18 protein-coding genes are annotated in these 20,648 nt (G+C 68.8%); 2 read left to right on the forward strand and 16 right to left on the reverse strand.

Going from position 1 to position 20,648, the window contains the following annotated elements; translation table 11 throughout:
• Nucleotides 1–98: 98 nt before the first annotated feature.
• The 5 genes from prfB to GS424_RS11395 form a co-directional block, all read right to left on the reverse strand.
• Nucleotides 99–1,193, reverse strand: a complete 1,095-nt coding sequence (prfB, locus tag GS424_RS11375) for a peptide chain release factor 2 (RefSeq protein ID WP_160943336.1) — start codon at nucleotides 1,191–1,193, stop codon at nucleotides 99–101.
• A 6-nt stretch (nucleotides 1,194–1,199) separates the two neighbouring features.
• A complete protein-coding gene (secA, locus tag GS424_RS11380) occupies nucleotides 1,200–4,013 on the reverse strand; it encodes a preprotein translocase subunit SecA (protein ID WP_160943335.1) in 2,814 nt (937 codons plus the stop codon).
• Between the two features lie 186 nt (nucleotides 4,014–4,199).
• Nucleotides 4,200–4,457 carry a type II toxin-antitoxin system BrnA family antitoxin gene (gene brnA / locus GS424_RS11385; RefSeq protein WP_160943334.1) on the reverse strand — a complete coding sequence of 86 codons (258 nt, stop codon included), beginning with the start codon at nucleotides 4,455–4,457 and terminating at the stop codon, nucleotides 4,200–4,202.
• Complete coding sequence (locus tag GS424_RS11390) at nucleotides 4,432–4,704, reverse strand: BrnT family toxin (protein ID WP_244977523.1); 273 nt, start codon at nucleotides 4,702–4,704, stop codon at nucleotides 4,432–4,434. Before GS424_RS11390 ends, brnA begins: the two co-directional genes overlap by 26 nt.
• A 90-nt stretch (nucleotides 4,705–4,794) precedes the next feature.
• Complete coding sequence (locus tag GS424_RS11395; protein WP_160943332.1) at nucleotides 4,795–7,398, reverse strand: AfsR/SARP family transcriptional regulator; 2,604 nt, start codon at nucleotides 7,396–7,398, stop codon at nucleotides 4,795–4,797.
• A 161-nt stretch (nucleotides 7,399–7,559) separates the two neighbouring features.
• On the opposite strand from GS424_RS11395, the gene GS424_RS11400 reads away from it, so the two are divergent.
• Both GS424_RS11400 and GS424_RS11405 read left to right on the forward strand, forming a co-directional pair.
• Nucleotides 7,560–8,567, forward strand: coding sequence for a P1 family peptidase (locus tag GS424_RS11400; protein ID WP_160943331.1), 1,008 nt, complete (start codon nucleotides 7,560–7,562; stop codon nucleotides 8,565–8,567).
• 9 nt (nucleotides 8,568–8,576) lie between these two features.
• Nucleotides 8,577–9,845 carry a chloride channel protein gene (locus tag GS424_RS11405; RefSeq protein WP_160943330.1) on the forward strand — a complete coding sequence of 423 codons (1,269 nt, stop codon included), beginning with the start codon at nucleotides 8,577–8,579 and terminating at the stop codon, nucleotides 9,843–9,845.
• Here the strand turns inward: GS424_RS11405 and GS424_RS11410 are convergent.
• From GS424_RS11410 to GS424_RS11460, 11 genes are all read right to left on the reverse strand, one after another.
• Nucleotides 9,829–10,134 carry an addiction module antidote protein gene (locus GS424_RS11410; RefSeq protein ID WP_160943329.1) on the reverse strand — a complete coding sequence of 102 codons (306 nt, stop codon included), beginning with the start codon at nucleotides 10,132–10,134 and terminating at the stop codon, nucleotides 9,829–9,831. The genes GS424_RS11405 and GS424_RS11410 overlap by 17 nt on opposite strands.
• Before the next feature lie 404 nt (nucleotides 10,135–10,538).
• A complete protein-coding gene (rsfS, locus tag GS424_RS11415) occupies nucleotides 10,539–10,967 on the reverse strand; it encodes a ribosome silencing factor (protein ID WP_160943328.1) in 429 nt (142 codons plus the stop codon).
• Nucleotides 10,964–11,587, reverse strand: a complete 624-nt coding sequence (yqeK, locus tag GS424_RS11420; protein ID WP_160943327.1) for a bis(5'-nucleosyl)-tetraphosphatase (symmetrical) YqeK — start codon at nucleotides 11,585–11,587, stop codon at nucleotides 10,964–10,966. The genes rsfS and yqeK overlap by 4 nt, the downstream gene beginning before the upstream one ends.
• Nucleotides 11,584–12,264: a nicotinate-nucleotide adenylyltransferase gene (gene nadD, locus GS424_RS11425; RefSeq protein WP_160943326.1), complete on the reverse strand. Its 681-nt coding sequence runs from the start codon at nucleotides 12,262–12,264 to the stop codon at nucleotides 11,584–11,586. Before nadD ends, yqeK begins: the two co-directional genes overlap by 4 nt.
• Nucleotides 12,264–13,541: a glutamate-5-semialdehyde dehydrogenase gene (locus GS424_RS11430; RefSeq protein WP_160943325.1), complete on the reverse strand. Its 1,278-nt coding sequence runs from the start codon at nucleotides 13,539–13,541 to the stop codon at nucleotides 12,264–12,266. The genes nadD and GS424_RS11430 overlap by 1 nt, the downstream gene beginning before the upstream one ends.
• A gap of 9 nt (nucleotides 13,542–13,550) precedes the next feature.
• Complete coding sequence (gene proB, locus GS424_RS11435) at nucleotides 13,551–14,705, reverse strand: glutamate 5-kinase (protein ID WP_154334438.1); 1,155 nt, start codon at nucleotides 14,703–14,705, stop codon at nucleotides 13,551–13,553.
• A complete protein-coding gene (gene obgE / locus GS424_RS11440; protein WP_160943324.1) occupies nucleotides 14,705–16,099 on the reverse strand; it encodes a GTPase ObgE in 1,395 nt (464 codons plus the stop codon). The genes proB and obgE overlap by 1 nt, the downstream gene beginning before the upstream one ends.
• 151 nt (nucleotides 16,100–16,250) lie before the next feature.
• Nucleotides 16,251–16,502: a 50S ribosomal protein L27 gene (rpmA, locus tag GS424_RS11445; RefSeq protein WP_154334439.1), complete on the reverse strand. Its 252-nt coding sequence runs from the start codon at nucleotides 16,500–16,502 to the stop codon at nucleotides 16,251–16,253.
• A gap of 19 nt (nucleotides 16,503–16,521) precedes the next feature.
• Nucleotides 16,522–16,938: a 50S ribosomal protein L21 gene (gene rplU / locus GS424_RS11450; RefSeq protein ID WP_154334440.1), complete on the reverse strand. Its 417-nt coding sequence runs from the start codon at nucleotides 16,936–16,938 to the stop codon at nucleotides 16,522–16,524.
• A 269-nt stretch (nucleotides 16,939–17,207) separates the two neighbouring features.
• Nucleotides 17,208–19,835, reverse strand: a complete 2,628-nt coding sequence (gene polA, locus GS424_RS11455) for a DNA polymerase I (protein ID WP_160943323.1) — start codon at nucleotides 19,833–19,835, stop codon at nucleotides 17,208–17,210.
• 128 nt (nucleotides 19,836–19,963) lie between these two features.
• Nucleotides 19,964–20,638 carry a winged helix-turn-helix transcriptional regulator gene (locus tag GS424_RS11460; RefSeq protein WP_015760887.1) on the reverse strand — a complete coding sequence of 225 codons (675 nt, stop codon included), beginning with the start codon at nucleotides 20,636–20,638 and terminating at the stop codon, nucleotides 19,964–19,966.
• Nucleotides 20,639–20,648 lie beyond the last annotated feature (10 nt).

A 20,648-nucleotide genomic window follows, 5' to 3' on the forward strand; every position in this document is an offset into this window, starting at 1 on the left:
GCCTTGAAGGTTCCGAGGGCTTGAGCTAAGCGGCCTGGTGGGCCGCGTGCGAAAGCCCTCGGGTTCTGAAAGGCAAGATGCGCCGCCTCAAGCGGTCGTCATTGCGACACTCGCCAACGGTGGTAGCCGATCACGAACTCGTCCAACTCCCCGCCCAGCACGGCGTCGACGTTGCCGGTCTCGATGCCGCTGCGTACGTCCTTCACCATCTGGTAGGGGTACAGCACGTAGTTGCGGATCTGGCTGCCGAACGTGTTGTCCATGCGGTCGCCGCGCAGCTCGGCCAGCTCTTCCTGGCGCTTCTGCTCCTCGCGCTCGTAGAGCTTCGCCTTGAGCACGCGGAACGCCGCTTCCTTGTTCTGCAGCTGGGATTTCTCGTTCTGGCACGTCACCACGATGTTCGTGGGGATGTGCGTGAGGCGCACGGCCGAGTCGGTGGTGTTGACGCACTGGCCGCCGGGGCCGCTCGAACGGTACACGTCCACGCGCACGTCGGCGGGGTTGAGGTCCACCTCGATGTCGTCGGGCAGCACCGGCAGCACCTCCACGCCCGCGAACGTGGTATGGCGGCGCTTCTTGTCGTCGGTGGGGCTGATGCGCACGAGGCGGTGCACGCCGTTCTCGCTCTTGAGCATGCCGAAGGCGTTGCGGCCCTCGATCTGGATGGTGGCCTTGTCCAGCCCGATGCCCTCGCCGGGCACCACGTCGAGCACGGTGACCTTCCAGTCCTTCTTCTCGGCGTAGCGCACGTACATGCGGTAGAGCATGTCGGTCCAGTCCTGGGCCTCGAGGCCGCCGGAGCCGGGATGCACCGTGAGGATGGCGTCGCCGCCGTCGAAGCGCTCCGAGAACCACGAGTTGATCTCGAGCGCGTCGAGCAGCCCGTCGAGCTTGTCGAGGGCTGCGGAGGCCTCCTCGGCGAACAGCTCGTCCTCGGACGCGAGGTCGAACGCGGCGCGCGCGTCCTCGAGCAGCGCGGCCGCCTCCTGGTACTCGGCGATGGTGTCGCGCAGCACGCTGGCCTGCTTCGACACGCTCTGCGCGTGCGTCGCGTCGTCCCAGAAGCCGGGACGCGCGATCTCCTCGTCGAGCTTCGCCAGCTCGACCGCGCGCTCTTCGATGTGCAGGTAGCCGTGCGCCGCCTCGACGCGCTGCGCTACCTGCTCCAAGTCTTTTTCGTCTCTGTCAGCCATGATTCCTTATTGATCTCGTCCGTGGCACTTCTTGTACTTGAGGCCCGAGCCGCAGGGGCACGGGTCGTTGCGTCCCACGTTGGCGAAGGGATCGTCCTTGTCCTTCGTGTACGTCTGGGGCTTCGCGGCCGCCGGCTTGGGCGGGGCCGCCGGGGCGCCGCTCGGCGACGCCGCCGACGCGGCCGCCTGCTTGCGCGCGGCGCCGACGCCCGTCTGCTCGAGCGCCTGCTCGGGAGACGAGTAGCTCACCTTGCCGTCGAGCGGGCTCTTCTCCTCGACCAGCGCCGGCTGCTCCTGCTTCACGGCCACCTGCAGGCGCAAGAGCGTGCGCAGGTAGTCCTCGTACATGCCCGCGGTCAGGCTCTGGAACGCGTTGTAGGCCTCGTTCTTATACTCGACGAGCGGGTCGCGCTGGCCGAACGCGCGCAGACCGATGCCGGCCTTGAGGTAGTCCATCTCCTGGAGGTGGGCCATCCAGCGCGTGTCGATCATGCGCAGCATGACCTGGCCTTCCAGCATCTTCATCACCGGTTCGCCCAGCTGTTCGGACTTTTCGGCGAACACGTTCTCCAGATACTCCTCCAGCGCTTCGGACAGCACCGCAGGGTCGTCGTCGTGATCGACCTCGGCCACGCTGAAGTCGTCGCGGCCCGTCATGTTCGCGGCCCACAGCTCCACGGCCTTGGCGTCCCAGTCGTCGCTCGGCACCTTGGCCGGGCAGTTCTCCTCGACGACGGCCTCCACCGCGTCGTTGACGATCTCGGGGATGCGCTCGTCCATGTCCTTGCCGTCGAGGATGGCGTTGCGCTCGCTGTAGATGGCGACGCGCTGCAGGTTCATGACGTCGTCGTACTCGAGGACGTTCTTACGGGCGGCGAAGTGCATGCTCTCCACCTGGCGCTGGGCGCCTTCGATGGCCTTCGACACCATGCCGGCCTGGATGGGCATGTCCTCAGGCATGTCGGTCTTCTCCATCATGCGGGCGATGGAGTCCATGCGGTTGCCGCCGAACAGGCGCATGAGGTCGTCTTCGAGCGACAGGTAGAACTGCGTCACGCCGGGGTCGCCCTGGCGGCCGGCGCGGCCGCGCAACTGGTTGTCGATACGGCGCGACTCGTGGCGCTCGGTGCCGATGACCGTGAGGCCGCCGGCGTCGATGACCTGGTCGTGCTCCTCGCCGCACACGCGCTTCGCCTCGGCGAGCGCCGAGGCGCGATCGGCCGCGGAGGGAGCGGGCGCATGGCCCTCCTCCACCTCGTCGCCCTCCTGCAGCTCGGGGTCGAACCCGCGCTCGCGCAGCACGTCGTCGGCCAGCACGTCGGGGTTGCCGCCCAAGAGGATGTCGGTGCCGCGGCCCGCCATGTTCGTGGCGATGGTGACGGCGCCCACGCGGCCGGCCTGCGCGATGATGTGCGCCTCGCGCTCGTGGTTCTTCGCGTTGAGGGTCTCGTGCTTGATGCCGCGCTTGTCGAGCAAACGCGACAGCTTCTCGGAGCTCTCGATGGACACCGTGCCGATGAGGCAGGGCTGGCCGGCACGGTTGCGCTCGGCCACGTCGTCGGCCACGGCGTTGAACTTCGCCTCCACCGTGCGGTAGATGAGATCGTCCTCGTCCTTGCGCGCCACCGGGCGGTTCGGCGGGATGGCCACGACCGGCAGCTTGTAGATCTCGCGGAACTCGGCGTCCTCGGTCATGGCCGTGCCGGTCATGCCGGAGAGCTTCTCGTACAGGCGGAAGTAGTTCTGCAGCGTGATGGTGGCCAGCGTCTGGTTCTCCTCGCGCACGAGCACGCGCTCTTTCGCCTCGAGCGCCTGGTGCAGGCCCTCGGAGTAGCGGCGGCCTTCCATGATGCGGCCGGTGAACTCGTCGACGATCTTCACCTCGCCGTTCACCACGACGTAGTCCACGTCGCGGTGGAACAGGAACTGCGCCTTCAAAGCCTGCTGCAGGTGGTTCGGCAGCTGGCCGGACGGGTCGGCGTAGATGTCGTCGATGCCGAGCATGGCCTCGATCTTCTCCAGGCCGCTCTCGGTGGCGTTGATGGTCTTCTTCGCCTCGTCCATGTCGAAGTCGAGCTCGGGCGTGAGGCCCACCATGACGCGGGCGAACTTGTTGTACGTCTCGGCCGCCTGCGTGCCCGCGCCCGAGATGATGAGCGGCGTGCGGGCCTCGTCGATGAGGATGGAGTCCACCTCGTCGACGATGGCGAAGTGGTGGCCGCGCTGCACGCGGGACTCGGCGCGCGTCACCATGTTGTCGCGCAGGTAGTCGAAGCCGAACTCCGAGTTCGTGCCGTACGTGACGTCGGCCTTGTACGCGGGGATCTTCTTGTCGGGGCGCATGCCGTTCTGGATGAGGCCCACGTCCATGCCGAGGAACCGGTACACCTGGCCCATCCACTCGCTGTCGCGCTTCGCCAGGTAGTCGTTGACGGTGACCACGTGCACGTTGTGCCCGGGCAGCGCGTTCAGGTAGCCGGCCAGCGTGGAGACGAGCGTCTTGCCCTCGCCGGTCTTCATCTCGGCGATCTGCCCGTCGTTCAAGGCCATGCCGCCGATGAGCTGGACGTCGAAGTGACGCAAGCCCAGCGTGCGCACCGAGGCCTCGCGCACGGCGGCGAAGGCTTCGGGCAAGAGGCTCTTGAGGTCCTCGCCGCCCGCGGCGCGCTCGCGGAACGCGGCGGTGAGGGCGCGCAGCTCCTCGTCGGAGCGTGCCTGCATCTCGGGTTCGAGGCTGTTGATCTTGCTTGCGGTGGCTTCGTAGGTCTTGAGCTGCTTGCCCTCGCCAAGCGTGAGGAGCTTGGAAAGAAATCCTGCCATGTATGCGCCATCCTTTTCGTGGCTTGCAGCGCGGCGATGCGCGCTTATTCACTCGAATACAGCACTTGCTACTCTAGCATATCGTGCCTGACCTCAAAGGAAATTCACAGGGCACGCAAGGGGTTTGTGCACGAGGCGACGGGCCGGAAACGCGCCCGCGCGCCGCCGGCCCGTCGCGCGGCGCGCTCAGGCGGTGCGGCGCGCCTCCTCGTCGAGGCGCTCGGCGAGCCACATCTTGATGACCGCCTGCCGCCCGATGCCCACCCGCTTCGCCTCCTTGTCGAGCGCCTCCACCATCCACAGCGGCATGTCGACGTTGACGCGCTTCGTCTCCGTTCTCCCTTCGACGACGGCACCGGAGTCGAAATCGAAGAACTCGGTAACGTCCCGACCCTCGTCGAACAGCTCCTCGAGATTCTCAGAGGTTATTTTTTCGTTGTTCATAGCGAATCCTCTCCTGCTCCGTCGCGCGCCTGACCGAGATGATGCGGATGCGGCCGTCCCGATCGGTCGCGATCGCCGTCCAATGCACGCCGCGCAGCACGCCGACCACCGCGTACCGTCGCTCGTCTTTCTTGCGAGCGGGAGCTTTGAGATAGACACCCTCCCAAAGCAGCTGCGCCTCATCGAAGTCGATGCCGTGCTTTTCCAGGTTCGCCGCGCTTTTCACTGGATCATACCCGAACGTCAATATGGTACCTAATGATATAGTTATTATATCCATACTATACCTTTTCCGCAACGTTATCGCCCTACCATCTCGATTCCGTCCATCGTTCGTTTACTCGAAGTCCGTTTCGGTTTCGATGATGCCGCGGTAGAGGCGCACCGTTTCGACCGAGGGGTCGATGCCGAGCTCGTCGGCCAGGAAGCGGCGGCAGGAGAAGTAGGTGTCGAGGGCGGCCGTGCGCTGGCCCGACGCCAGCTGGGCGTGCATGAGGCAGGTGTAGGCATCCTCGCGCGAGCGGTCGCGCTGGAGCGCGGCGCGGGCGAACCAGAGCCCCTCCTGCACCTCGCCCGCCGCCACGAGGCGCGTCGAGGCCGCCACGAGCGCGTCCACGAGGCGGTTGCGGTAGTCCACGCGCAGGGAGGTGATGGCGTCGTTGCCGTTCTCGCTGGGCAGCAGATCGTCGGAGAACCGGTCGTTCACCTGCGAGTACACTTGAGCCCAACCGCCGTAGCCCGGGCGCTCGAACAACAGCGTGCGGCACACGTCCTCAAGCTGGGCCACGTCGCTGGCCAGCAGGCTCGCGTCGAGGCGCAGCCCCTGCTGCTGGCGGATGAGGTAGGGGCAGTCGCCCGAGGGCGTGGACAGGGCGCGGCGCAGCATGGCCCAGATGCCGTAGAAGTTCTTGCGCCCGGGCATGAGCTCGCCGTCGGGCCACAAGAGTCCCACCAGCTTGTCGCGCGAGAACTCGCGGCCGTTGTGAAGCACGAGCAGGGCGAGCAGCGTCTTCACTTTCTGGCGGCTGAAGCGCGAGGGGTCCACGCGCTCGTCGCCCATGAGCACGTCGAGGCCGCCGAACAGGTTGACGGTGAGCACGGGCGCGGCGCTCGGCAGCTTCGACAGGCGCTTCCCGCGGCCCTCGTCGCGGTACGCGTCGGGATGGGTGGCGACGAAGACGCGCTCGCGCTCGAGACGCTCCCGCTCGAGACGCTCGCAGGCGGCGCGCTGGGAGAACAGGGTCATCTCCATCCGCCGGACGGCGAGCGACGCCTGGGCGTCGAGGGCCGGGATGGTGAGCACGCCCTGCTCGCAGGCGCGTTCGTAGGCGATGCCGGCCAGGGCGTCGCCGAGGCCGAGCGCGCCGCGGCTCGCCTGAGACACCCGCTTGCGCACGAGGGCGCCGAGGCGGTCGAGCTCGGACGACCGGGCGTCCTCGGGCCCCGCGACCGTCGCCTGGCGCAGCACCTCGGCGGCTGACTGCTTGAGGAAGCCCCCGCGCGCACCGCGGTCGTACCAGTCGAGCCACACGTGCGCGGCTTCGGGACAGCTCGCCCGCCTGAGCTGCGCGTGCACGCACCCCGAGGCCAGCCACCCCTGCTCTTCCACCGCCTTCGCGCATCCGGCCGCGCGATGCGCGTCGGCGACGTGCGTGACGCCCGCCGCCGCCAGCAGCGCCGTCGCGAGCTTGTCGGCCCGCCGCCGCTCGTCGGATTCCGCGCACTGCGCGAGCACGAGCGCGCCCGCCATCCGCGCGGCGGGGGCGGCCCCCTTGTCGCGCACCGCCTTGCGCGCGGCCGCGCAGGCCGCCGCGCGATCCCCCAAGAACGCGCGGCGAACCGCCTCGTGGGCGTTGAGCACCGCGCCCTTCCCCGCCGTCTCCCCCGACAGGGACCGATGAACCTCGCACGCCGGCACGAGGCACGCGGCGTCGAACAGCGCGCGGCCGTGCGTCGCAAGCCAGGTCGCGCGCGGGCCGCGCGCCGCCAGCAGCCGCACGAGGTCGCAGGCGCGCTCGTGCGCGCCGCGCGCCACGAGCGCATCGCCCAGGCGCACGACGAGCGTGCTCGCATCGGGGAACAGCGACCGGTCGGCCAGCGCGCCCAGCTTGCGCGCGAAGGCGTCCGCGAGCGCATCCGCCTCGAACGGCGCGGCCTCGAACCGCCCGCGCCGGGATTCGATGCCGAGGTAGGGGTACTGCTCGGCGAGCAGCCCCTCCTGATCGGCGCCGAACGGGCCGAACGCCGCGACGTCCTCAAGCGTCCCCCGCTCGAGCGCCGCCATCACGAACAGCGGCAGCAGCAGGTCGGCGGGAAGCTCCTCGCGCAGCGCGCTGACCAGGAACCCCGCGCGCTCCTCCTCCGAGCCCCACACGAGGCCCGCGACGCGGCAGGCGCGCGGAATCGCCTGCGCCGGATCGGCCGAGCGCTCCCCCGGCGTGCGGAGCAGGTCGAGCTCGGCATCGGCGAGCAGCAGGTCGGCAGCTGCGAGCTTGATGCGGTCGCGATGGCGCGCGAAGGCGTCGCGCGACGGCATGCAGGTGACCATCACCTCGCAGTCGCGGTCGAGCAGCAGGTCGAGCTCGTCCGACAGCAGCTGCGCGCGCTCCGGGTCGAGCGGGGGCACGTCGTCGATGACGACGAGGAACGGCTGCGCGGCGTCGTCCAGCAGCGTGCGGGCGATGACGCCGCGGTCGAGGTCGCGCAGGAAGCACGGGCTGCGGCCGTCGAGCCAGACCACGTGCTCGAACGAGAACACGGTGTCGGCGTACTCCATCGCCAGGCCCGTCTTGCCGAACCCGTCGGGCGCGACGATGAACCGCGCGACGTGCCGCTCGCGCAGCAGCTTCGCGATGAGGTCGGGGCGGGGGATCTGGCGGCGCGAGGCGAGATGGAGCGGGCGACGTCCGCGGCACGACGCTTTCTTGAGGAATTCCGGCATGCGATTCACTCCCTTCTTCGAGGGAGCGCGTAGCGAGAGCGGGATAGTCACCCTACCACCGTAACCCTCCTCCTGCAAGCCGACATCGGTTCGCCCACAGCGCGATGCGCGGTGTACAATAGGCCGGACGAACGACCCCATCCGACGCAAGGGAGACCATCATGCTGCAACCCGCCTCGCTCGCCGACCTGCCGGCGTTTCGCTGCGCGCACGCCGAGGACGCCCGCACGGGCACCGGCTGCACCGTCGTCATCGCGCCCGAAGGGGCCGTCTGCGGCGTCGATGTGCGCGGCGGCGGCCCCGCGACGCGCGAGACCGACCTGCTCAAGCCCGAGAACATGATCGAAGCCGTGCACGGCGTGGTGCTGTCGGGCGGCAGCGCCTTCGGGCTGGCCGCCGCAACCGGCGCGATGGAGGAGCTGGCCGCCCGCGGCATCGGCTTCCCCGTGGAGAGCGCCCGCGTGCCCATCGTGGTGGGCGCGTGCCTGTTCGACCTGCTCGTGGGGCAGAACGCGCATCCCGACGCCGCCATGGGACGCGCGGCGGCGCAGGCGGCCTTCGAGCGCGATGCGGCGGAGCCGCTTGCCGAAGGCAACGTGGGAGCCGGCTGCGGCGCCTCGGTGGGCAAGCTGCTGGGCGGCGAGCGCGCCATGAAGGCGGGGCTCGGGGTCTGCGGGCTGCGCCTGGGCGAGCTCGCGGCCTGCGCCATCGTGGCGGTGAACGCTCTCGGCAACGTGCGCGACGCGGACGGCGCCTGGATCGCCGGCTGCCGCGACGACGAAGGGCGCGTCATGGACCCCCTCGAGGCGTTCGGCGTCCTCGCGCAGCAGGCGGCCGCCGCAGCTGCGGCCCGGGAGGTCGATCCGGCCGCCGGCCCGTGCGCCAACACGACCATCGGCGTCGTGCTGACGAACGCGCGCCTGACGAAGGCCCAGGCCACGAAAGCCTCCTCGACCGTCCACGACGCCTACGCGCGCGCCATCAAGCCCGTGCACACCTCGGGCGACGGCGACACCGTGTTCACGTTCGCGTCGGGCGAGGTCGACGCCGACTACGACGTGTTCGCCATCCTGGCCACCGAGGCGATGCAGGGCGCCATCGTTCGCGCGGTCGAGCAGGCCGAGGGCGCCTACGGGCTGCCCGCCGCCCGCGACGTCGTCGCGCGCTAGGGGCGCCGCATGGAGGGAGCGAAGCTCGCGAACCGCGCGCTGTTCGTCGTGTCGGTGATCGTCACGGGCGCCATCGCCGGCGCGTTCGTGTGGCTGCTGCTGTTCGCCATGAACCTCGGCATCACGTTCATCTGGGAGAGGCTGCCCGCGCACTTCGGCCCCTTCTTCCCGCTGATCGCCTGTCTGGCAGGCGGCCTGGTGATCGGGCTGTTCGCCAAGCGGTTCGGCTCCTATCCCGAGGATTTGAACCAGGTGATGGCGAAGGTGAAGCGCGACGGCCGCTACGACTACGACAAGCTGGGGGTCATGTCCGTCGCCGCGCTGCTGCCCCTGTTCTTCGGCGGATCCGTCGGCCCCGAGGCGGGGCTCACCGGCGCGGTCGCGGGCATCTGCACGTGGGTGGGCGACCGCATGAAGCGCTTCGGGTCGGACTTCCAGCAGCTCACGTCGGTCGGCACGATGGCGGCGCTGTCGGCCATCTTCACCGCTCCCCTGTTCGGGTTCGCCGCGCCGCTGTACGACGACGGCGACGAGGGCGAGGGCGCGCAAACCACCATCACGCTGCCGAAGTCGTCGAAGATCGTCGTGTACCTGTGCGCCATCGCGGGCGCGCTCGGCGCGTTCCTCGGCTTGGGCGCGCTGTTCGGCGGCGGCCTGTCGCTGCCCCGCTTCACCGACATCCACGTGGGGACGACCGAGCTGCTGTGGCTCGTGCCGCTCGCGCTCGTGGGCGCGGCGGGCGGCTGGCTGTTCTGCGCGTTCGACGGCCTGTTCGGGCGCCTGTCCGACCGCATGGGCGAGCGCCCCGTGACCAAGGCGCTCATCGCCGGGCTCGCGTTGGCGCTGCTGGGCATCGCGCTGCCGTTCACGATGTTCGCCGGCGAGACGCAGGCCGAGCAACTCGGCGAGGTCTGGACCACGATGACCGCGTTCGCGCTGTTGGCCACGGGTTTCGGCAAGGTGCTCATCACGCCTTTGTGCATCCGCTTCGGCTGGCGGGGCGGCCACTTCTTCCCCGTCATCTTCGCCGGCATCTCCATCGGCTACGGCATGGCCCTGCTCACCGGAGCCGACCCCGTGTTCTGCCTGTGCGCCTGCACGGCCGCGCTCGTGGGCGGCGTCATGCGCCAGCCGCTCATGACCGTGCTGCTGCTGTTCCTGTGCTTCCCCGTGAAGGGCATCGTGGTCATGTTGGCGGCCGCGGCCCTCGGCGCCGCCATCCCGCTGCCGAAGGCCCTGCGCGCCGAGAAGGGCCCGGCTCCTACGACCCCGGCGTGACGACGAGCTTGAACCCGAGCGCGTCGAGGACGTCGACGATGGTGCTGAACCGGGGGTTGCCTTCGGCCGAGAGCGACTTGTACAGGCTCTCGCGCCCCACCCCCGCACGCTCGGCAACCTGCGCCATGCCGCGAGCCTTCGCCACCTCGCCGAGGGCCTTTTGGAAGAACTCCGGATCGTTTTCCTCGAGGGCGGCCGTCAGGAACTCCGCGATGGCCTCCTCGGAATCAAGGTAATCGGCAACGCGGAATTCCGATACTTCCATCGGCCTCTTAAAGGGATTCTTCATATCCCGACCTTTCCTTTCGAACCCTCCCGGCAAGGCATTTCGCTTTTTCGATGTCTCGTTTTTGAGAGCCTTTGTCGCCGCCGCAAAGCAGCATCACGATCGTGCGCCCTATCCGCGTCCCGTACAGACGGTAACCCGGCCCCGCCATCACGGCGGGTCCTGCAGGGCGAAGCATAGCAGAACATGGGAGTCTGACGCGGATTCCACGCGGGTCTTGCGCGGTTCCAACGTCGTTTCCACGTGCAGCGAACGTCGTTCTCGCGCCGATTCCACGTGGATCCGACGCCCTTCTCACGTGAATCTCGCGTCGGCCCGACGCGGGACGGCGACCAAAAAAAACGCCGCCACGTAGGTGGCGGCGCATGGCAGGACGTGCGAGCAGGCTGAACCGGATGCTCGACGCGCTACTCCTTGCCGAGGAGCTTGGCGATGCGGTCGGAGTACTCGATGTCGGTGAGGCCGGCTTCGGCGGCCAGGTCGATGACGGGCGCGTCGTTCCACAGCGCCTCGAGGCGGTAGTACTCGCGGGTCTCGGGCTGGAAGACGTGCACGACGAAGCTGCCGTAGTCGAGCAGCGACCACGTGCCGTCCTGCGTGCCTTCGCGATGCAACGGCTTCATCTGAGCCTGGACGCGCACCGCATCCTCGATCTCGTCGATGATGGCCTCGACCTGACGGTTGTTGGAGGCCGTGGCGATGACGAAGTAATCCGTCACGCCGATGAGCTCGCCCACCTCCTGCACCATGATGTCGGTGGCCTTCTTGTCGTCGGCCGCGCGGGCCGCGATGAGGGCGCATTCCCTGGAAGTCTTCTCGTTCGTCGTTGTGCTCACGCTGTTCCTTTCTCGGCCTTCGCTTCGCGCGATCGGGCCACGTAATGGTTCCACACCTCGACCGTTGCCGGGTGCAGGCGTCGCCGGCGCTCCACGAGCGTCAGCAGGATGTGGTTGAACGTCATCATGAAAAGCTCTTCGAGCGGCACCTCGCCGATGGCGGAGCGCAGCTCGTCGAGCCCGTCGAAATCGCGGCCCGGCTCGATGGCGTCGGCGATGTAGATGATCATGTCGAGGTCGCTCATGCCCACCGCCGCCGCGGTGTGCCGCGCGATGGACTGTATCACGTCGTCGGGCAGGTCGGGATGCGCGCGCTTGAGCTCGGCCGCCGCGGTGGGCCCGTGCAGCAGGCGCGGCATGGTTTCCAGCACGTACGGGTCCACGTCCACGTCGAGCGCGCGGGCGTGCGCCCGGATCGCGTCGTCGTCGTATTCCTTGTCCCAATCGTGCAGCAGGCCCGCCAAGCGCGCCTTGCGCACGTCGGCGCCGTACGTCTCGGCCAGCAGCGCGGCCATCTCCGACACGCTGCGCGCGTGCTCGAAGCGCTTGCGCTTGAGCCGTTGCTCCAAATCGCGCTCGCGCGCGTCGAAGAACGCCTCCGACAGCACGTCCTCGCTCATCGCACGCCTCCTTCGTCGTCGCTCGGGCCCGTCTCGTACAGGCCCCGCTCCTGAATATAGTCGAGCACGCCCTGCATCGTCAAATAACGGATCGACTTCCCCCTCGCCAACCGCTCGCGCAGGTCGCTCGACGATATGGCGAGGGCCGTCACCTCGAGGTAATCGATGGCGAAGTTGCCGTGCTCGGCGATGAACGCCCGCCGCTCCTCCGACAGCACGTAGCCGGGGCGCGTGACCGCGATGAGGCGCGCGAGGTCGGCGATGGCCGCGCTCTCGCGCCACTGCACGATGTGGTACACCGCGTCGGCGCCCGTGATGAAGCGCAGCTCCACGTTGTCGGGGTAGTGCGCGCGCAGCTGGCGCAGCGTGTCCACCGTGTAGGTGTCGCCGCCGCGCTCGATCTCGATGGCGCTCACGTCGAACGCCGGATTGCTGCGCGTGGCGATGCGGCACATCTCCAGGCGCTCGGCCGCCGGCGTGACGACGCGGTCCTTCTTGAACACGGGGTTGCCCGCGGGGACGAACACCACGCCGTCGAGGTCGTAGGCCTCGCGCGCCTGCTCGGCGCACGCGAGGTGCCCGATATGGATGGGGTCGAACGTGCCGCCCATGATGCCGAGACGCGCCGGCCTCCCGTCCCGCCCCAGGTCGTCGAAGTGATCGCAGATCCGTCCCACTACGCGCGCACCTGCCCGGAGCCGCGCAGCACGTACTTGTACGACGTGAGCGCGTCGAGCGCGAACGGGCCGCGCGCGTGCAGCTTCTGGGTGGAGATGCCGATCTCGGCACCCAGGCCGAACTCTGCCCCGTCGGTGAACGCCGTCGACGCGTTCGCGTACACGGCGGCCGCGTCGACGCGCGCGAGGAACGCCTCGACGGCGCCCTCGTCCTCGGCCACGATGGCCTCGGAGTGCTTCGTGGAGTAACGGTTCACGTGGTCGATGGCCTCGTCCACGCCGTCGACCACGCGCACGGCCAGGTCGGCCGCGAGGTACTCGGTCTCCCAATCGGATTCGTCGGCGGGCACCGTGGGCGTGCCGTGCTTCGCGGCGACGGCCGCCGCGCGCTCGTCGGCATGCAGCGTCACGCCGCGCTCCGCCAGCTCGGCGAGCGCCGCGGGCAGGAAGGCTTCGGCCGCCGCCTCGTCCACGAGCAGCGTCTCGGCCGCGTTGCACACGCCCAGACGACGGCACTTCGCGTTCACGATGATGGCGCGCGCCTTCTCGAAGTCGGCCGACGCGTGCACGTACACGTGGCAGTTGCCCGTGCCCGTCTCGATGACCGGCACCTTCGACGCCTCCACGCAGTGGCGGATGAGCCCCGCGCCGCCGCGCGGGATGAGCACGTCCACCACCCCATGCAGCTGCATGAGCTCGTCGGCCGCCGCGCGATCGGGCACCGTGACGGCGCCGATGCAGCCGCGGGGCATGCCCGCCTCCACCGCCGCGTCGTGCAGCACCTTCGCCATGATCTCGTTCGAGGCCGCCGCCATGCTGCCTCCGCGCAGCACCGCCGCGTTGCCCGACTTCAGGCAGATGCCGGCCGCGTCGGCCGTCACGTTCGGGCGCGCCTCGTACACGACGGCCACCACGCCGAGCGGCACGCTCACGCGCGTGAGCTCGATGCCGTTGTACAGCGTGCGCCGCTGCTGCACCGCGCCCAGCGGGTCGGGCAGCGCGACGAGGTCCTCGAGCGCCGCCGCGATGCCCTCGACGCGGCCCTCGTCGAGCATGAGGCGGTCGAGCAAGCTCTCCTTGGTGCCCGCCGCGCGCGCCGCGTCCATGTCGCGGCCGTTCGCCTCGACGATGGCGCGCGCATGTGCGCGCAGCGCCGAGGCCATGGCGGCCAGCGCGCCGTTGCGCTCCTCGGCGCTCGTCTGCGCGAGCGCCCCGCTCGCCGCGCGCGCCTCCTCGGCGACGCGCCGCACGTGCTCCCGCACCGTTTCCTCAACCATGGCTCCCCCTTACTCGAATACCACGAGCTCGTCGCGATGGACGAGCGGTTTGTCGGCCAAGCTTGCCAGCAGGCGGTTCGCCTGCAGCTCCGCGCGCGTGCGCCCGATCGCCAGCGCGGCCTCGTCACTGGCGAAGGCCACCTTCCCGCGCGCGAACAGATGCCCCGTCGCATCCTTGATGTCGACGATGTCGTTCGCCTCGAAGCGCCCTTCCACCGCGCGCACGCCCACCGACAGAAGCGAGCTGCCGCGCTCGATGAGGGCGGCCTTCGCGCCGTCGTCCACCACGAGCGCGCCGCGCGCCGCGTCGCCCAGCGCGATCCACAGCTTCTTCGGCGTGATCTCGTGGGGCTTCTTCGCGGCCACGAACAGCGTGCCCACGTCCTCGCCCGCTGCCGCGTCCACGATGGCCTCAGCGCGATGGCCGTCGCACACCACGAGCGGGATGCCCGCCACCATGAGCACGCGCGCGGCCTTGATCTTCGTGATCATGCCGCCCGAGCCCACCGTGGTGCCCGCCTCGCCCGCCACAGCCATGATCTCGGGGCCGATGGCCTCGACGCGGCCGATGAGCTTGGCATCCGGATGATGATGGGGGTTGGCGTCGTAGAGCCCGTCGATGTCCGACAGGATCACCATGAGGTCGGCCTCCACGAGGCACGCCACGAGCGCCGCCAGCGTGTCGTTGTCGCCGAAGCGGATCTGCTCGACCGAGATGGTGTCGTTCTCGTTCACGATGGGCACCACGCCCAGCTCGAGCAGGCGGTCGAACGTGTCGCGCGCGTGCAGGTACGCGCGACGGTCGGCCGTGTCGCGGCGCGTCAGCAGCACCGTGGACGTCACGATGCCGTGGCGCGCGAACGCCTCGGCGTACGCCGTCGAGAGCGCGCTCTGCCCCACCGAGGCGGCCGCCTGCAAGCTGGGCATGTCGTGCGGGCGCTTCTCGATGCCCAGCTGCTCGAGGCCGCAGGCGATGGCGGCCGAGGTGACGACGACGGGGCGCCACCCCGCGGCGCGCACGCGCGCGATCTGGTCGGTCACCTCCGCGAGGTAGGCGTAGTCGATCTTGCTCTCCGACGTGGTGAGCGTGGACGACCCGATTTTGATGACGAGGCGCTTGCCCAGCGTCTGCGGGGCGACGTGCGCGCAACCGGCCGGCTTCATTACAGATCGAGCTCCTTGAACAGGTCCTCGGCCGTGCGGGCCGACTCGAACTCGAACGCGCGCCCGACGATGCGGATCTCGTCGCCGTCCACCGCGCCCGCCTTCTCGAGCGCCTTCTCCACGCCGAGGCGCTTGAGGCGGTGCTGCAAAAACGCGATGGCCTCCTCGTTCTCCCAGTCGGTTTGCACCACCATGCGCTCCACCTGCGGGCCCTCCACGCGGAACACCCCGCCGCCGAGCGGCACGACCTTGAACTTCTTGTCGCGCTCCTCGCGCTTGTGCTCCCACACGTGCTCGTACTGCACGTCGGCCTGCGCCTGCTCGCGCAGCGCCTCGCGCAGCTCGTGCACCTTCGCGGCGATGGCGGCCTTGAGGCCGTCGACGCCCTCGCCCGTGAGCGCGCTGATGCGGTAGAGCTTCGGGTCGACGGGGCTCGGGGCGAACTCGTCGCCGCCCGCAGCCGCGACGGAGTCCGCGCGCACGCGCTCCGCCAGCCGGTCGGCCACCTCTTCCACGCCCGGCACGTCCATCTTGTTCGCCACCACGATGCGCGGGCGCGCCGCCAGGTCGTCGGCGTACAGCGCCAGCTCGCGGTTGATGATGTCGTAGTCCTCGAGCGGGTCGCGGCCCTCGTAGTCGCCCGTCAGGTCGACCACGTGCACGATGAGCGCGGTGCGCTCGATATGGCGCAGGAACTCGTGGCCCAGGCCGCGCCCCTCGTGCGCGCCTTCGATGAGGCCGGGGATGTCGGCCACGACGAAGCTGTAGTCGCCCGAGCGCGCCACGCCGAGGTTCGGCACGAGCGTGGTGAACGGGTAGTCGGCGATCTTCGGGCGCGCGGCGCTCATCTTCGCGATGAGCGACGACTTGCCCGCCGACGGCATGCCCACGAGGGCCGCGTCGGCCATGAGCTTCATCTCCAGCTCGATCCAGCGCTCCTGCGACGGCTCGCCCAGCTCGGCGAACGCGGGCGCGCGCCGGGTCGGTGTCACGAAGTGGATGTTGCCGCGGCCGCCCATGCCGCCCTCGGCCACGGTGACGCGCTCGCCGTCGTGCGTGAGATCGGCGATGAGCTCGCCCACTTCTTTGTCGTCCTCGAAGTACTCGTGGACGACGGTGCCCACCGGCACCTTGAGCACGAGGTCCTCGCCGGTGGCGCCGTGCATGCGCGAGCCCTTGCCGTGCGTGCCGCGATCGGCCTTGAAATGGTGCTTGAAGCGGTACTCGATGAGCGACGACAGGCTGGCGTCGGCCTCGACCACGACGTTGCCGCCATGGCCGCCGTCGCCGCCGTCGGGACCGCCCTTCGGCACGTGGGCCTCGCGGCGAAACGACATGCAGCCGGCTCCGCCGTTGCCGCCTTTGACATGGATGCGTACTTTGTCGATGAACACGGGTGGTACCTCTATTTCGATCCGCGCCCGGAGAGGGCGCACGGGTTGCTCGCTTAAACACGACAACCCGGATTGTATATGAAAAATGCCCCCTGACGAGCAGGGGGCATGCGAAAACAGATAACGTTACGCAGTCGTGGGTAGGCGGAACCTACGCCTCGGGACGCACGTGCACCTTGTGCTTGGCGCCCTTCGTGAACTCGAGCGTGCCGTCGCACAGAGCGAACAGCGTGTCGTCCTTGCCGCGGCCGACGTTCTCGCCCGGATGGATGTGCGTACCGCGCTGGCGGACGATGACGTTGCCCGTCTTGACCGCCTGACCGCCGAACATCTTCACGCCGAGACGCTGTGCGTGGGAGTCGCGGCCGTTACGGCTGGAACCGAGACCTTTCTTGTGAGCCATGGTGTTCCCTCCTTACGCTTTACTCGGCGTCTTCAGACGCGGGCTTTTCGGCAGCCTTCTTGGCGGCCGGCTTCTTCTCAGCTTCGTCCTTCTTCGCAGCCTTCTTGGCGGCCGGCTTGTCAGCCTTGGCCGAGCCGACGGACTCGATCTGGACGCGCGTGAGCTGCTGGCGATGGCCGCGCAGCTTCTTGTAGTTCTTGCGCTTCTTGAACTTGAAGACCAGCTGCTTCTCACCCTTGAACTGCTCGAGGATGATGGCGGTGACCTTCGTCGCGGCTGCCTTCGCGGGGTCGGCCTCCACCTTGGCGCCGTCGACGACGCAGATGGCTTCGAGCTCGACCTTGTCGCCCACGGCGGCGTCAAGCTTTTCGATGTTCAGCTTGTCGCCGGGTGCGACCTTGTACTGCTTGCCGCCCGTTTTTACGATTGCGTACATGAGTGTCTCCTTGATATGAATAAACGCAAGGCGATAGCTTACCAGCGTGACCGTAGCAAGTCAATGTGATCTTATGCACGATCCACGCGTATCATCGCACTCTTCCTACGCTGTGCCTCCACAGAGCACAACGTTTATATGATAGCAGATACTTTAGCCACACGCGGCGGCGTGGTATGATTTTTTCGAACATCACAGGTCCGACAAAATCGGCGCGGCGGCTGCGACGCCGACCCCCCCCCCCGAGGGGGACGGGGCCGACGGGGCCCTTAGTGCGCCTCCGCCCAGTTGGCGGCGTAGGAGACGTCGACGTCGAGGGGGACGCGGAGCTCCACGATGTGCTCCATGACGTCCTTCACGATGGCCGACAGCTCCTCGATCTCGCCTTCCGGCACGCTGAAGTCCAGCTCGTCGTGCACCTGCAGCAGCAGCTTCGCCTCGAAGCCGCGCTCCATGATGCGGCGCTGCACCTCGGTCATGGCCAGCTTGATGATGTCGGCGGCGCTGCCCTGCATGGGGTGGTTCATGGCCGTGCGCTCGCCGAAGCCGCGCTGCGTGGCGTTCGCGGCCTTGAGCTCGGGAATGTGGCGCTTGCGGCCGAACATCGTCTCGGCGAAGCCCTGCTCCTTCGCCTGCGCGACCGCGTCGTCGAGGTAGGATCGCACGCCGGGATACGCCTCGAAGTAGCGCTCGATCATCTCCTTGGCCTCGCTGAACGGGATGCCGAGGCTCTGCGACAGGCCGAACGCCTGCTGTCCGTACACGATGCCGAAGTTCACGGCCTTCGCGCGGCTGCGCAGCCCGGGCCCCACCTCTTCCACCGGCAGGCCGAACACGCGGCTGGCCGTGGCGGCGTGGAAGTCGGCGCCGGAGCAGAACGCGGCCACGAGGTGCTCGTCGTTCGACAGGTGCGCGAGCAGGCGCAGCTCGATCTGCGAGTAGTCGGCCGAGAGGAACGCGTGGCCCTCCTCGAGCGGCACGAAGCATTCGCGGATCTGGCGGCCGAACTCGGTGCGCACGGGGATGTTCTGCAGGTTCGGCTCGGACGACGACAGGCGCCCCGTGGTGGTCACCGTCTCGTTGAAGCTCGTGTGCACGCGCCCGTCGTCGGCGCGCATGCGGGGCAGCGCGTCGATGTAGGTGGACTTGATCTTCGCCAGCTCGCGGTAGCGCAGGACGAGCGCCGGCAGCTCGTGGTCGTTCGACAGCTCCTTGAGCACGGCGGCGTCGGTGGAGTAGCCGCGCTGGTTCTTCCTGAGCGTGCGCAGGCCCAGCACCTCGAACAGGATGTGCGCGAGCTGCTTGGGGCTGTCGAGGTTGAACTCCTCCCCCGCGATCTCGATGATGCGCGCGCGCAGCTCGTCGAGCTCGGCCTGCGTCGTGGCCCCCAGCTCGGCCAGGCGGTCGCAATCCACCGCGGCGCCCGTGCGCTCGACGATGGCGAGCACCGCCACGAGCGGCAGGTCGATGTCGAAGTAGGCGCGCTTGCTCTCGTCGCGCCCGAGCGCGTCGGTGAGCGGGCCCACCAGCATGCGCGCCGCCGCGGCTTGGGCCGCCACGGCGCCGGCCTCGTCCTTCGTCTCGGGCAGCACGCCGCCGTAGTAGGCGTCGAGCAGCGCGTCGAAGGAGTACTCGGACACCGACGAGTTCAGCACGTAGCCGGCCAGCCCCAGGTCGAACGCGCGCATGCCCATGAGCTCGGCGTCCTCCACGAGCGCGGCCTCGGCCGTATCGGCGGGATAGATGCGATGCACCTCGCGCTTGACGTCGAGCGCGGCGAACGAGCCGGCGCGCACGATGCGCGCGAACGCCTCGCGGCCCTCGTCGTCCTCGAACACCGCCGTGCCTTCGCTCGTGTTCACCGCGCCGTGCAGGCCGGCGTTGAACAGCGACACCTGCTCGGGCTCGATGAACGCCACGCCCACCGTCTCGCCGCGCGCGATGGCCGCGTCGACGAGCGCCTGCGCCTCGGGCCCCGAGACCACCGGCTCCACCACGAGCGGGGCCGCCTTCTTCTCAAGCTCCTTGCCCACGAGCTTGAGCACGCGGCTGAGGTGCGCGTTGAACTGCACGTTCTTGAACGCCTCGGTCACCTTGTCGGAATCGAACGACGGGAACGAGCACGCTTCGAGGTCGAGCGGGAAGTCGAGGTCGCGCACGATGGTGGCCACCTCGCGGCTCAGATACGCCATGTCCTTGTTGTCGACGATCTTCTCTTTCTGCTTGCCCTTGAGATCGTCCACGTGCTCGTAGATGCCCTCGAGGTTGCCGTAGGTCTGCAGCAGCTTCGCGGCGGTCTTGTCGCCGATGCCGGGCACGCCGGGGATGTTGTCGGACGAGTCGCCCTTGAGGCCGAGGAAGTCGATGAACTGGTCGGGACGCACGCCGTAGCGCTCGAGCACCTCGGCCGGGCCGTAGATGGCCACGTCGGTGATGCCCTTCTTCGTGGTGACGATGCGCGTCTTGTCGGTTGCCAGCTGGTAGGCGTCCTTATCGCCCGTCACGAGCAGCGTCTCGTAGCCCAGCTCCTCGTCGCGCGCGGCGATGGTGCCCAGCACGTCGTCGCCCTCCCAGCCCTTGATGCGCACCACGGGCACGTTCATGGCCTCCAGCAGCTCCTCGACGATGGGGAACTGCACCTTGAGGTCGTCGTCCATGGGAGGGCGCTGCGCCTTGTACTGCTCGAGCGCCTCCATGCGAAACGCCGGACGACCCGCATCGAACGCGCAGATGAGCGCGTCGGGATTCGCGATGTCGATGAACTTGAGCAGCATGGCCACGAAGCCGAACACGGCGTTGGTGGGCCGCCCGTCGGGAGCGTTCATCGTCTGGGGCACCGCATGGTAGGCGCGGTGCATAAGCGAGTTGCCGTCGATGACGGCGATCTTCTTCGGCATAGGGCGAGTCCTCCGTCGGTTTGGGTGTCGAGCGACCAGTATAGAGCAACCCGTCGCGCCCCTGCCGGACGCCGTCGGAGAAACAAAGAATCACCTACCGCCCCGCCAGGGTTTCGCGTCGCGCGCGGCTACGCGCTCCACAGGTAGCCGACGCCGCGCACCGTTTCCAGGTGCTGGGCGAGCTCGGGGCCCAGCTTCGCCCGGATGCGCCGCACGTGCACGTCCACCGTGCGCGAGCCGCCGTAGTAGTCGAAGCCCCACACCCGGCGCAGCAGCGCGTCGCGCGAGTAGGTGCGCGAGGGGTGCGTGACGAGGAAGGCCAGCAGCGCGTACTCGAGGTACGTGAGGTCGAGCGGCTCGCCGCCCACCGTCACCTGGTAGGTGGCCAGGTTCACGGTCATGTTCTCCACGGCGAGGCAGTCCGAGGTGGCGGCCTCGTTGCCGGGCCACAGCAGCTGGCGGATGCGGGCCGCGCACTCCTCAGGCGATGCGCCGCGCATCACGAAGTCGCTCTTCACCTGCACGGGCAGCCGGAAGCGGACGAGCTGGTCCTCCCCCACGATGACGAGCAGCGACGCCGCGTTGTCCTCGAGCAGCAGCGCCTCGATGCCGGCCACGTCCTCCGACGCGCCGCCGCGCGCCTCGTACACGACGAGGTCGCAGGCGGGATGCTGCCCGAGCAGCTTCTTGAACTGGGCGGACGACCCCGCCGCCACGTCCACGTCCAAACCCGACAGCACCTGCTGGAACTTATGCGCGTTGTCGAGGCTGTCCGCGACGAATATCACCTGCTTGCGCTGCATGGCCCCTCCT

Origin of the sequence: Eggerthella guodeyinii (genome assembly GCF_009834925.2) — a bacterium.
GTDB lineage: Bacteria > Actinomycetota > Coriobacteriia > Coriobacteriales > Eggerthellaceae > Eggerthella > Eggerthella guodeyinii.